Genomic DNA, 12,963 nt, shown 5'->3' on the forward strand with positions numbered 1-12,963 from the left:
GAGTTTACCTCTGCCAACTCTTTATTCTTTTGTTAATTCTCTAAATCTAATATTATTATCTTTGTTAATCATGATCAAGAAGGAAACCATAGAGAAAGTCATCGATGCAGCTCGGATTGAGGAGGTGGTTGGTGATTTTGTCGATCTCAAAAAGAGAGGGACATCCCTAATCGGGAACTGTCCATTCCACAATGAGAAAACGCCTTCCTTCCATGTGTCGGTATCGAAAGGGATCTATAAGTGTTTCGGCTGTGGGGCAGGCGGAGATTCCCTCAAGTTTGTGATGGAGCATGAGAAGTATGCCTATCCCGAAGCCATTCGCTATTTGGCCAACAAATACAATATTCCAATCGAGGAAGTTGAGCGCAGTCCTGCTCAGCTTGCAGCACAAGATAAAAGAGAGAGTCTGTACGTCCTGAGCCAATGGGCTGGGAAATATTTCAAAACCCAACTTTGGGAAACGGACTTGGGCAAGAGCATTGGCCTGAGCTATTTTCGCGAACGCGGATATCGGGATGAGACCATTCAAAAGTTCGAACTAGGATACTCTCCTGAAGCCTGGACAAGTTTGGTGGATGCCGCATTAACAGAAGGATTTAGTAAGGAATACCTTGCAGAGGTAGGTCTAGCCGTTGAGCGGGATGATAAGTCTCTATACGATCGCTTCCGTGGGCGGGTAATTTTCCCTATCCACAACCTCACTGGGCGTGTCATTGGTTTTGGGGGAAGGACCCTAAAGACGGACAAGAACGTCCCTAAGTATGTAAACTCTCCGGAGTCCGAAATCTACCATAAATCCAATGTCCTTTACGGATTGCATTTAGCAAAGAAAGCGATCTCCGAGCAGGATGTGTGTTACTTGGTTGAAGGTTATGCAGACGTGCTTTCCTGTCATCAGGCAGGCGTAGAGAACGTCGTTTCCTCATCCGGAACCTCCCTGACAACAGGACAGATCAAGCTTATATCGAGGTACAGCAAAAATGTCGTTATTCTGTATGACGGTGATGAAGCAGGGATCAAGGCCTCATTGCGGGGAACAGATATGTTATTGGAAGAGGGCTTGAACGTCAAGGTCCTGCTATTTCCTGATGGGAATGACCCAGACTCCTACGTTCAGAAATATGGAGCATCCGCTTTCAAGGAGCATATCAATAAGCATCAGGAAGATTTTGTTTTCTATAAAACCAACATCTTATTACGAGACGCCAAGGAAGACCCCATCAAGCGAGCGGAAGTGATACGAGAGGTCGTAAACAGTATTGCCCTCATCCCTGATGAGATCAAGGTTTCTGTGTACCTCCGCCAATGTAGTGGTTTGTTGGATATCGAAGAGCGGGTTCTCCTTACCGAATTAAATAAGATCCGGATGGATAAGGCTAAGGCAAGGGATAGAAAGGCAGCAAGTGCCAGTCCTGAACCTAGTCCAGATTACCCAGCGGATGATTTTATTCCAGCAGAAATGCTGGCTGCGATGGCTGCAGAGGGAATAACTGTTCCTGAGCCTACGGTACAGCAGATAACTTCCGAAATCCTGATGGAAAGGGAACTTGTTCGCGTACTGTTAAACTATGGGCGTGAGTTGGTCGTTTGGGAAGGGGATGGCGATATTCCAGTTGCTCCGTATCTATTGGCAAGCATGGACGATGTCAGTTTTGAAGACAAGGCCAGCATCAAGATTATCGACGAGTTTAAAAAGCAGGCTGAAAACTTTGAAGTACCGGAAGCTAAATTCTTCTTCTCCCATGAAGATGAGGAAGTATCCAGGTTAGCGGTGGACAGCATTGCCACAAAATATGAAATCAGTCCCAACTGGAATGATGACAAGCGTAAGATCTTTGTGCCCGAGGAGAAAGATCAGTTGAAAGATCTGGTCAACCAATTGATCTATAGGGTGAAGAAGAATAAGATCGAACAGGAAATGCATAGAATCAGGGAAGAGCTTAAAAACTGTAAGGACCCTGATGATATGTTGCTCTTGATCGCCAAATATCAGAAGCTGAAAGAAGGCGAGAAGCTGTTGGGTGATTTTCTTGGAAATACAATCGTAAAATAACAAAAATGGACCGCAAGACCACTGGAACAAAAGGTGAAGAAATGGCGGTTTTATTTTTAAAAAAGATTGGTTTTCAAATTATTGAATTAAATTGGCGACATAAAAATCTAGAGGTAGATATTATCGCCCATGATAATGACGTTTTGGTATTTGTGGAAGTGAAAGTAAGGTCTTCTTCGGCGTTTGGAACCGAAAGGGATATGATCAATTCACAAAAACAAAATAGACTGAGTAGGGCCGCAGAAGCCTATATCATGCAAAAAGATCATCGTGGAGAAATCAGGTTCGATGTCATTACCTTTATAGACGGAAAATCAACATATATAAAAGACGCATTTTGGAATTATTAATATGAATAAGAAACTAAAGCTTAGCATTCAGGCACTAACTATCCTTTCCATTTCCTTGGTCATCGGTTGTAAAACCCAACAAAGCAAGGTTGAATTTATCAATCCAACCAATAACAGCAAGGTCCTGAAAGGGGAGAAGGTGCAAGTGAAGTTGAAATTTCCTGACGCAGCAGTAGACTCAGTGGTCTATTCGGTGGATGGTGATATTTTTGACCGTAAAACCGACACAACAGCGGTCGTGTTTGATACTGACGCCTATAGCTATGGAAATAAAAGATTGAGTGCAAAGGTGTATTCCCAAGGCAAAGAGGATATAGCATACAGCGAAGTCTTGGTCGTTCCGCCCGCTCCAAAGCAATACGCTTTTGAAGTAGTAAATACCTATCCGCACGATCAAGGAGCCTTTACCCAAGGGCTATTCTTCGAAAACGGAACTTTATATGAAACTACCGGTCAGTTAGGTGAATCTACCTTGCGGAAAGTGGAGTTAGCAACAGGCAAGGTCCTTCAGAAAGCAGACCTAGCGGCTGATGAATTTGGTGAAGGGATGACCGTAGTTGGAAATAACATGTACGTATTGACTTGGCAGAACAACAAGGGGCATGTATATGATAAAAATACATTCAAGCTATTGAAGTCCTTTGATTACCAGAACAGCAAAGAAGGCTGGGGCTTGACCAATGATGGCGAACAGTTCATCAAATCCGATGGATCCAACAATCTATATTTCTTAGATCAAGCAACATTAGCAGAAACAGGTTCCATTGCTGTTTTTGATGATAATGGTCCTGTAGAAAAGTTAAATGAATTGGAATTCATTGACGGCAAGATCTATGCAAACCTCTATTACGGCGATAAAGACGAAATGGTGATCATCGATCCTAAGACTGGAATCGTTGAGGGTAGGATCAACTTTGTTGGCTTATACAGCGATAACCGCGCTCCTTATGATAATGAGATGAACGGTATAGCCTATAAACCAGACAGCAAAACCTTATTGGTAACAGGAAAGCACTGGACTAAATTGTTCGAAGTCCGCTTAAAAGAGCGCTAGATCAATTTGTTCTCTGTCGTTATTTTAATCAACGACATCATATTTTTTGTTTTGAACTTGCTCATCATCCTTTTCCTATGGGTTTCGATGGTGAGCGGGGACAAAAACAACTCCTCCGCAATCTGAACTGAAGTCTTCCCTAATGCGATCAGTTTCAGAATTTCAGTCTCTCTTTTCGTAAGCTTGGGTAATAGGGGCAGATCTGAACTTATCGGATTGGCAATGATCTCCTGTACAGCAGAGCTGAATACCATCTGTTTGTTCACCGCTTGATCCAGGCATTTTTCCAATTCCACGATATCGATGTTCTTGAGCAGGTAACCTGAAGCACCATTTTGCATGAGCTGAAGGATGACACTACGCTCTGTATGGTTGCTCAAGCCCAAGATGATCACATTCGGAGCGATTCGCTTGATCTCCAAGCAGAGGTCTATACCGTTAATATCTGGAAGTGAAATATCTAGCAGGACAATATCTACGGGGTCGGTTTCAAGGTATTGCAAAAGTTCAGAACCCTTGGTAAATGTGGCGGTCACCTCATAAGATTTTATGCGGTCCAATAGGCTGACCAACCCTTGAAGGATTAGCGAATGATCATCGACAATAGCAATGCTATAGGCTGATTTGTACATGGTCTTTAGGAAAGTGGTTCAATATTAATCCTAAAGATAACCAAGTTTTTAGCAAAAAAATGGTCAATTTGAAATATCCCTGTTTACGGGTACAGCGATTTTTCTCCGCTATTAAGGTCTGATACTACCTTTTTGAATGAAAAAATCTGGCTTATCATTCAAAGACTCAAATTCTATCTTGTTTGATTCTTCTATACGATCGGGGAATAAAATACCGTAAAGATGGTCTACCTCATGCTGGAATATTACAGCTGTAAAACCTTCTATCAACTCCTCCTTCACTTGTCCTTTACGATCAATATGCTGTAATTTGATGGCATAGCTGCGCTTCACGTCCTGTCTTAGATCAGGAATGGATAGACAGCCCTCTGCACCTTGGCGGGTAAGCTTTGAACGCCAGATGATCTTAGGGTTCAGATAAAACTCAAAAGGTTCGTCCTTTTTATCCAAGCGCTGAACCCAAATGACATTTTTGTTGATGCCAACCTGTGGCCCTGCGATCCCAACTCCAGGATGTTCAGGGTCCTTGACCGTAAGTAACATCCTTGCCGCTATTTTATCCAATAAAGGGTCATCAAATTTAATGTCCTCAGATGGTTTCTTCAGGACCGCCAACTCCTTTTCATCTGTAATCTGGTAAACATGCATCAAGCTGTTTTCATCAGCGGTATTGATCAAAGATTTTTCAAAATCATTAAAGTTCTTTGCCGTACTCTTATTCACGTTTCTTTCGTTTTTAGGTCCATTGTACTTTTTCTCCCCAGCTTCGATGGCTGCATTCAAAATATTATCCTTTGGAGGCTGTGGGCATCGGTATCCATTGCTGTAGGCACAGTAAGGATTATACGCCCTATTGAAATCGATCTTGATCTTTCCATCCTTAATATCTGAAATGCTCAGATCCAGATAACGACCGCCCTCATAGGAGGTTTCTCCAGTCGTGTTATCCATGAATGGAACAAAAAGATGGTTTTTATAGGTAGCATTCTGGAATAGTGCCACCCTTTGGTAAGCCGTAAGCTTATATTTCTTCCCATTCAATTCAAAATTCAAAAATCCATACCTCTTGTACTCATTGGAGGTACCATCATATGTGGGCATCCTGAAGGTTGGTTCATTGAAAAGCTGTTCTACTTCTGCCGTAACGACATAATCTTGTTTTGCAGGGTAGAAGGTCACATATTCTACCTGATCTTTTCGCAAGGGACCAAATTCATCCTTTACCATTTCCTGGATCTGTTTGTCCCTATAGGACTGAATTTCCTGTTCCAAAGATTGGGCCATTAGAATTACCGGAGCAAAGAAGCTGATGAAGTAGATGAGTGCTTTCATTTTTTGAATTAATATCTATCAAATGTATAGATATTTTGCGATTATTGAATAGGGCTATTCTAAAGTTTAATTGTAAATTTGTGAAAATTGCAGAGACATGAGAATAATGGCGTTTGATTATGGGACCAAGAGAATTGGAATTGCTGTTTCCGACAGTATGCAGATTATTGCAAGCCCATTGACCACCATACACCCAGAGGAAATCTGGAAATTCCTGTCCGACTACCTTGCCAAGGAACAAGTGGAAACCTTTGTCATTGGCAAGCCCAAGCAATTAGACGGGACTGCCTCTGAATCTGATCAGCATGTGGTCGGTTTTAGTAGGAAGCTCTGCAAAACATATCCCAATATTCCGATTGTAGAGGTCGATGAAAGGTTCACCTCAAAAATTGCCTCCCAAGCTATTGCACAATCAGGGATGAAAAAAAGCAAAAGACAGGATAAACAATTGATTGATAAAGTTTCGGCAGTATTGATTCTGCAGACTTATATGGATAGCAAATCTTTTTAATATGGCATTGAAGGACATTCAGTTTTTTTCTGAAGACATCGATTTTACACTCAAGGAAAAACAAAAGGTTAGGGAATGGATTGGCGCAACGATTAAAGCCGAAGGTTTTAAGCGCGTAGGAGAGTTGAGCTTTGTGTTATGCTCTGATGCCTATCTTTTGGAAATCAACAAACAATACCTAGACCATGATACCTTCACTGATATCGTGACCTTTGATTCCTCCGAGGATGAAGACGTAATCGCTGGAGATATTTTTATTTCCGTGGAAAGGACCACCGAAAATGCCAAAAAATTCAATGTCTCCGAACGCGATGAACTTCATCGTGTTATCATCCATGGCGTACTTCACCTATGCGGTTATTACGACAAGAAGAAGGAAGATAAAACCCTGATGACAGAAAAAGAGGATCACTACCTTTCAATTAGAGGTTTTTGATAATTGACCATATTATTTAGAGGGTCAACAATATTGATAAACCGAAGATTCATTTAGTCCATTGATTTCCTTTCAGTAAGTGTTATTCAGAATAATATGCATATAATCAACTGGTGATAGCTGGGAATGATTTTTTTAATTAGATATTGATAATTCTTAAACTTTCATTTGGAACCTTTAGGTCTCTTCTTCTAGACACCCAAGGAACTGAAGCCACAAACACCTGTCAAAAAAAGATTAGATTTAATGATTTTCAGAGCTCCAAAATACGGAGTTTAGTTTTATTGGAATTATCGATATTTTCCTTCAATCCCTCTATAGCGGTCTTAAAGAATTCCTATTTACTTCATGGGAATGACAATGTTCGGTTTTCCACTTGATTCTGATCATAGCTGTCTTACCTATACGATTTTGTTAATCGCAAGTCTGAAAATCCATCTTTTAAATAGGCATCAACAATCCTACGCCCAGCTGAAAAATGGGAGGTTGCACTTCCCATTTGAAATTGGTAGCTCATTGGTTTACAGGAAGTTGGATTGGGAGCGCTGATATGTTAATAAAGTATTTCCTCCACTAGCCATTGAAAATGAAATAGGAAGAGGACTGTTCCAAATTAATTTACTTTATGAATTTAATAGATCTGTAATGCCTTCATTCTGTAGTTCATTCTCTGCCATCTTACGGTAATTGGCACGATAGTTCTTTGGTTGGCAGTTTTTGAACTTCTTAAATTGCCTATAAAAATACGTAATGCTTTCGTAGCCTGATGCATAACAGACTTCACTCACGTGCTTATCCGTTTCTATCAATAATTTACAAGCTTGATTGATTTTGTATTCATTAAGAAATTCAAAAAAAGGCTTTTTCATAGTTTTGCTGAAAAATCTTGAAAAATACTCTTCGCTCATATTTATCTTTGAGGAGATGTCCGCGAGTGTTATTTGCTGTAGATAGTTTTTTTGGATATAGTCGTAAACAATGTTTATCCGTTTTTTTTCAAGTTCATTTATGTCACAGGTAAATTCTTGTTCACAAAGAAATTGGTAGTCTGCGTTTGTTGCAAGATCTTGGAGGATTTGAAGTAAAATGATGAGTTTTTCAAACTCGTTCGCCTTTAGGAGTTCAAGAAACTTAGGCTTTAATTTCTGGGTGGACTCCTTGTTGACCTTTATCCCCTTATTCATTTCTGTTAGAAGTTTCTTGATCGCCTCAAATTCTATACTGTGCATCCATGCCTTTTCCAAGAATTCCTCTTTTATAAAGACCACGATTGCGGTTACAGGCTGTTCTTCCTCCATTTGGTTAGTCCAATTGTGCGGTAGATTTGATCCGATCAGCACCAATTCCTCGCCGAAAAAATTTTCCATAAAATTCCCTACATATCGGATACCCTTCCCACTGACAATAAAGGCTAGTTCCAATTCAGAATGATAATGCCAGGGATAATAGAAATCCTTTTGGTTTTCTTGGAATTCAACTTTGAACAGTTTGGATTCAGAAGATATAGGTTTATAATGGGGCTTCATGTAATAAAGATAGCATATTTCTTCAATCCGTTCAAACAGACTTGTCGCTCAATTGGATTTAACAAAATGTTTTCAATTGTTTTTTCAAAAGCTAACAATCCATCAAAATTATTGCAAAATCTAGAGAATGTCAAATCCCTGACCATATTCAGAATTACAAAATAGGATAATGTTTAAACAAGATTGTGTAATATATAGGCAAATGTTCCAAATATATTTGTGTTGAGGAATCTGGAACCATAGGATATCCCAGATTTATATTTTTAAATTTCACCACTCAAACCAATAACTTTATTATGAAATTAAAATACTTGCTTCTAGTCAATTCCAGGAAGATATTCCTGTTGTTGCTTTTTGTTTCCTTTTTGATTTCCAATGTTTCTGCTCAGAAGAAGTTGTCGATCAGAGGACAAGTTACCGATGGAAAAACTCCCTTGGTCAGCGCCTCAGTAATTATTCTGGAAACCCAGCAGGGCACCAGTACAGATTCAAAGGGCGAATTCGCTCTAGAGGTGGCAATAGGCCAGACATTAAAGGTCTCATACACTGGGATGGAGGAAATTACCGTACAGGTGATTACCCAGGAATTTTTGAGCATCGTGCTCAAAGACTCCCAAAGCGGAATCGATGAGGTCGTAGTCGTAGGATACGGAACACAGAAGAAGACGTCTGTAACTGCGGCCGTGTCAACAATGAAGGGGGAAGAAATTTCTTCAGTTCCGATTTCTAACCTAAGCAACGGTCTGGGTGGGAGATTGGCAGGGGTGATGGTCAAACAAGGATCTGGAGAACCTGGGAGGGATGGTTCAAATATATTCATTCGTGGTATCTCCTCCACGGGAACTAGTCAGCCATTGATTATTGTAGATGGGATACCACGCAGTTTTCAGCAGCTGGATCCAAATTCCATTGAATCCTTTTCGATTTTAAAGGATGCCGCTGCTGTGGCGCCTTATGGAGTGGCAGGGGCGAATGGTGTTATTTTGGTGACAACAAAAAAAGGTAAAATGGGAGCCCCGACCATGAGCTATAATGGCTGGGTTGGTTTTCAGAACCCTGTCGTTCTACCAGATTTCGTGAACTCTTTCCAATATGCTACCCTAAGAAATGCAGCCGCTAAGAATGAGGGACTTGTTGAACCTTACTCTGAATCTGATTTGCAGAAGTTCCAGGACGGCTCAGATCCTGATGCTTTCCCTACATTTAAGAATATATGGGGCGACCTGACCAACCCCAATGCTATACTGACCAATCATAATCTGGAGATTACAGGAGGTGCCGAGCGTGTAAAATATTACGCTTCCCTGGGGTATCAGTTTCAAGAAGGGATGTGGCCTACAACCAATACCGAGAGATTTAACCTAGCGATTAACTTAGAGGCTCATGTAACGAGCAGCACAACAGCTACTTTTACGCTCAATGGGCGAAAGCAAAATGATTTATATCCTCCGGTTTCAACGGGCCGGATATTCGAGCTAATCGGATATCTGCACCCTTTGTATGGCCCACTCCGCTTCAGTAACGGTTTGCCAGGTACATTTGTGACCGGTAGCCTTTTTGAAAGTGGTTACCAGAAACTAAATACGACCTCACTGTACTCCCAACTGTCCATTGAACAGAAGATAAACTTTGTCCCAGGACTGAAATTCAAGGGAACAGTTGCATATGACCCTTCTTTTATCTCCAACAAAACATGGTTGCTCCCGGTCCATAAGGCGAGCCTAGATAAGTCCCAAACTCCGTACGTGATTAACGATGGAATCTGGGGTCAGACCAAACCCTCGCTCCGCCATGCGACGGACCATAGTGCGCAACTTACTTACCAGGCTGGCTTGAACTATGACCGTGCCTTTGGCAAACATAACATCAATGTTTTGGGATTGTTTGAAGCTAAAAGCAATGACCTGGTAAGTTTGATGGCAGAGCGCAGAAACTTCAACTTGACAATAGACGAACTGAACATGGGCAGTTCTAGCCAGGCAGATATGAGTACCGGAGGTGCTTCAAGTGCCTCCCGGCAGATGGGGTTGGTTTACCGTGTTGCCTATGATTATGCACAAAAGTATTTATTGGAAGCAAGCGGTAGATATGACGGAAGTTATTTTTTCGCTCCAGAACAGAGGTTTGGGTTCTTTCCTGCTTTCTCTGCAGGATGGCGTCTGTCCGAGGAAAACTTCCTGAAGAATAAGGTTTCCTGGTTAGATAACCTTAAGATACGAGGTTCCTATGGTGAGGTTGGTGCCTTGGCCGGTAGTCCGTTCCAATACATGAGCACCTATAGTGTGCTTGGTACAAATTATGTCTTGGGGAACAGTGCTGTACAGGGAATCAGGGAAAAAGCTGAGCCAAACCCAAATATTACCTGGGAGAGGGCCAAGAAAACTGATGTTGGGTTGGAAGCAAATCTATGGAAAGGTCTCCTGAATCTAGAAATTGATTATTTCTATGAGAAAAGGTCAAATATGCTCATGAATCCAGATGTTATCGTTCCGGCTGAATATGGTATTGGCCTAAGCCAAGTAAACGCCGGAATCATGGATAACCGAGGGTTTGACATAACGGCTAGCTCGAGCTATAGTTTTTCTGATGACCTGAGAGTCTCTTTAGGAGCAAATCTAACATATGCGAAAAACAAGTTAATCCAGGTTTTTGAGACCCCTACAACTCTCAATAACCCTAATCGACGCCTTACCGGTAGACCCTTAGGAACCCAATTTGGATTCAATGCCCTGGGGTATTTTCAGCAAAGTGACTTTGATGGCAACGGAAATCTGAACCCTGGAATCGCAATACAACCTTGGGGCGCAGTCCAGCCTGGGGACATTCGGTATGAGGACATTAACAGTGATGGAAAGATCAACGATGACGATATTACCGTAATCGGGGAACCAACTGCCTCACCACAAATCATCTATGGCTTTTCACCAAGCGTACAATATAAATCTTTTGCCCTCGAACTGCTGTTCCAAGGAGCTGGTAAGACTGATTGGTACTATCACCCATCATCTATTATGCCTTTCTGGGACACAATGCTCCCATATGTACAGAACTTTGATTACTGGACACCGGAAAACACCGATGCATCAAACCCGCGCCTTACATCCGCTCCAACAGTAAATAACTCCCAAACATCTTCTTTCTGGATGGGAGATGCCAGTTACCTGAGACTGAAGAACGCTACGATTTCCTATAGCCTTCCTTCCCAAGTCCTAGAGAAAGTAAAGATGCAGAACATTCGGGTTTTCTTATCGGGTCAGAACCTACTGACATGGACAAATCTGGTGAACTATGATCCGGAAATAGGTCCAAATAATTCATGGATTCCAAATGGGAGTTGGGGATACCCCAACCAAAGAACGTTTTCACTGGGCCTCAACATTACATTTTAATAACGATAAATATATTCAAAATGAACTATATGTTAAAAATATCGCAAAAGGCATTGTTACTCATATTTATCACTTGTAGCTTAGTTTCATGTACAAAATATCTAGAGGTAACACCCAAAGACCAGGTATCCGATGGTACGCTCTGGTCGACCAGCTCAAATGCCGATCTATTCCTCAACAATATCTATGCGTCCATACCAAGCCTGGATATTGGAGATCCCTGGGAAAATTTCTCAGACAACTCGATCAATGGACAGGCAGGGCGTGTCAGTACGAACATCTATGGTCCTTCCATCTATACCCCGAGCAATGCGCCGAGTCAATGGGGCCAATATGCCAATATCCGTAAGTGCAACTTGTTCATTGCACGGGTAAGTGCTTCGGCCCTTCCAGAGGATTGGAAAAAGACAAGATTAGCTGAGGCACGTTTCCTGAGAGCTTACTTTTATTCGCTATTGTGGATGTATCATGGCGGAGTACCTATCATTATCGATGTACTTAACCAAAATGAACAGGGAGAGGATGTGTTCAGGGCACGAAATACTGCTGAGCAAACGGTTGAATTTATATTAAAGGAACTTACCGAGGCTGAAAAAGACCTGCTTCCAACTGCTGAATCGGGCAGGGCAACAAAAGGGGCAGCACTTACGCTGAAGGGGTCCTGTGAATTGTTTAAGGCAGGAGCTCTATACAATCCTTCAAACGATAAAGCGAAATGGGCAGCATCAGCGGCAACATTCAAAAAAGTGATGTCGCTCAATTACCGATTGTTCCCCGACTATGGTACTCTGTTCCTAGAGCAAAACAATAACAATGTGGAAGTAATCTTTAGCCGACAGCACATGGGGGGTACTTCATTGGCAAACTATATTGCGCAGACGGGACCCCGTTTTGTTAGGGGGAGTCTAACGGGCTGGGGACACGTAGGACCAACTCAGGAATTGGTTGATTCCTATTCCATGGCAAATGGACTCCCAATCACGGACCCAGCCTCAGGATATAATCCTCAAAATCCTTATGTAAACCGGGAAAAGAGATTCTATCAAACCATTGTTTACGATGGGTCTCAATGGCTTGGCGACATTATGGTAATGAAACAGGGGGTGGGGAGCCTGAACGCAACAGACTTGAACAACAGCAGTATTTCAACTAGGACAGGCTACTATGCCAAAAAACTAGTAGACCCCAAATATCCCGGTGCTATGGACAATGCCAACAGTGCAAATTGGATTATCTTTAGGTACGCTGAGGTTCTATTGAGCTATGCGGAAGCCCAAAATGAAGCGGTAGGCCCTGATATATCGGTTTACGAGGCCATCAATGAGGTAAGGAAAAGGTCCGAATTGCCGGATTTGCCAAAAGGTTTGAATCAGGCACAGATGCGGGCAGCGATCCACCGTGAGAGAAGGGTGGAACTGGCCTTTGAAGAAAAGCGCCTGCCTGACCTGCTCCGCTTGAAGCTTGCTCATGTCAACTTAAACGGCCCACTACACGCCATGAAGATTGAACAGAAAGGAGGAAAATGGGTCTATGAGGTCGTGCCAGCTGGTGGAGGGCAAAGAAAGTTCTATCCCGAAAAGAATTATTTGTTGCCGATTCCACAATCGGCGAGGGATAAGAACCCTAATTTGGAACAGAATCCAAATTACGATATGATATTTCAATGATAAAATTGGACAT

The 12,963-nt window shown here is 42.0% G+C and carries 10 protein-coding genes; 7 read left to right on the plus strand and 3 right to left on the minus strand.

Features of this window, described 5'->3' with window-relative positions; translation table 11 throughout:
- The first annotated feature begins 70 nt into the window (after positions 1 to 70).
- Genes dnaG through NLF99_RS12905 form a run of 3 tightly spaced genes read left to right on the plus strand, consistent with a single transcriptional unit; the run spans position 71 to position 3,457 of the window.
- Positions 71 to 2,053, plus strand: coding sequence for a DNA primase (gene dnaG, locus NLF99_RS12895; RefSeq protein WP_254528766.1), 1,983 nt, complete (start codon positions 71 to 73; stop codon positions 2,051 to 2,053).
- Positions 2,054 to 2,058: 5 nt separating this feature from the next.
- A complete protein-coding gene (locus tag NLF99_RS12900) occupies positions 2,059 to 2,403 on the plus strand; it encodes a YraN family protein (protein WP_254528768.1) in 345 nt (114 codons plus the stop codon).
- 1 nt (position 2,404) lies between these two features.
- On the plus strand, positions 2,405 to 3,457 hold the full coding sequence (locus tag NLF99_RS12905; protein ID WP_254528770.1) for a glutaminyl-peptide cyclotransferase: 1,053 nt from the start codon (positions 2,405 to 2,407) through the stop codon (positions 3,455 to 3,457).
- On the opposite strand, the gene NLF99_RS12910 is transcribed toward NLF99_RS12905, so the two are convergent.
- Both NLF99_RS12910 and def read right to left on the minus strand, forming a co-directional pair.
- Complete coding sequence (locus NLF99_RS12910) at positions 3,454 to 4,089, minus strand: response regulator transcription factor (protein ID WP_254528772.1); 636 nt, start codon at positions 4,087 to 4,089, stop codon at positions 3,454 to 3,456. The genes NLF99_RS12905 and NLF99_RS12910 overlap by 4 nt on opposite strands.
- 111 nt (positions 4,090 to 4,200) lie before the next feature.
- Positions 4,201 to 5,421: a peptide deformylase gene (def, locus tag NLF99_RS12915; RefSeq protein ID WP_254528774.1), complete on the minus strand. Its 1,221-nt coding sequence runs from the start codon at positions 5,419 to 5,421 to the stop codon at positions 4,201 to 4,203.
- 97 nt (positions 5,422 to 5,518) lie between these two features.
- On the opposite strand from def, the gene ruvX reads away from it, so the two are divergent.
- Both ruvX and ybeY read left to right on the plus strand, forming a co-directional pair.
- Positions 5,519 to 5,932, plus strand: a complete 414-nt coding sequence (ruvX, locus tag NLF99_RS12920; RefSeq protein WP_254528776.1) for a Holliday junction resolvase RuvX — start codon at positions 5,519 to 5,521, stop codon at positions 5,930 to 5,932.
- Position 5,933: 1 nt separating this feature from the next.
- Positions 5,934 to 6,368 (plus strand): rRNA maturation RNase YbeY, encoded by a 435-nt coding sequence (ybeY, locus tag NLF99_RS12925; protein WP_254528778.1) that lies wholly within the window; start codon positions 5,934 to 5,936, stop codon positions 6,366 to 6,368.
- A gap of 623 nt (positions 6,369 to 6,991) precedes the next feature.
- On the opposite strand, the gene NLF99_RS12930 is transcribed toward ybeY, so the two are convergent.
- A complete protein-coding gene (locus NLF99_RS12930; RefSeq protein ID WP_254528780.1) occupies positions 6,992 to 7,894 on the minus strand; it encodes an AraC family transcriptional regulator in 903 nt (300 codons plus the stop codon).
- A gap of 296 nt (positions 7,895 to 8,190) precedes the next feature.
- On the opposite strand from NLF99_RS12930, the gene NLF99_RS12935 reads away from it, so the two are divergent.
- Together NLF99_RS12935 and NLF99_RS12940 are read left to right on the plus strand one after the other, a co-directional pair.
- Positions 8,191 to 11,283 carry a TonB-dependent receptor gene (locus NLF99_RS12935; protein WP_254528782.1) on the plus strand — a complete coding sequence of 1,031 codons (3,093 nt, stop codon included), beginning with the start codon at positions 8,191 to 8,193 and terminating at the stop codon, positions 11,281 to 11,283.
- Between the two features lie 29 nt (positions 11,284 to 11,312).
- Entirely contained in the window at positions 11,313 to 12,950 is a 1,638-nt protein-coding gene (locus NLF99_RS12940) for a RagB/SusD family nutrient uptake outer membrane protein (protein ID WP_254528784.1), read from the plus strand.
- Positions 12,951 to 12,963: the final 13 nt, after the last annotated feature.

It is taken from the genome of Sphingobacterium sp. LZ11T8, assembly GCF_024261425.1.
Taxonomy (GTDB): Bacteria; Bacteroidota; Bacteroidia; order Sphingobacteriales; family Sphingobacteriaceae; genus Sphingobacterium.

Bases quoted from the DNA above. Each gene is read 5' to 3' on its own strand.
- dnaG (WP_254528766.1), top strand. From the start codon at position 71: ATGATCAAGAAGGAAACCATAGAGAAAGTCATCGATGCAGCTCGGATT.
- NLF99_RS12900 (WP_254528768.1), top strand. From the start codon at position 2,059: ATGGACCGCAAGACCACTGGAACAAAAGGTGAAGAAATGGCGGTTTTA.
- NLF99_RS12905 (WP_254528770.1), top strand. From the start codon at position 2,405: ATGAATAAGAAACTAAAGCTTAGCATTCAGGCACTAACTATCCTTTCC.
- NLF99_RS12910 (WP_254528772.1), bottom strand. From the start codon at position 4,089: ATGTACAAATCAGCCTATAGCATTGCTATTGTCGATGATCATTCGCTA.
- def (WP_254528774.1), bottom strand. From the start codon at position 5,421: ATGAAAGCACTCATCTACTTCATCAGCTTCTTTGCTCCGGTAATTCTA.
- ruvX (WP_254528776.1), top strand. From the start codon at position 5,519: ATGAGAATAATGGCGTTTGATTATGGGACCAAGAGAATTGGAATTGCT.
- ybeY (WP_254528778.1), top strand. From the start codon at position 5,934: ATGGCATTGAAGGACATTCAGTTTTTTTCTGAAGACATCGATTTTACA.
- NLF99_RS12930 (WP_254528780.1), bottom strand. From the start codon at position 7,894: ATGAAGCCCCATTATAAACCTATATCTTCTGAATCCAAACTGTTCAAA.
- NLF99_RS12935 (WP_254528782.1), top strand. From the start codon at position 8,191: ATGAAATTAAAATACTTGCTTCTAGTCAATTCCAGGAAGATATTCCTG.
- NLF99_RS12940 (WP_254528784.1), top strand. From the start codon at position 11,313: ATGTTAAAAATATCGCAAAAGGCATTGTTACTCATATTTATCACTTGT.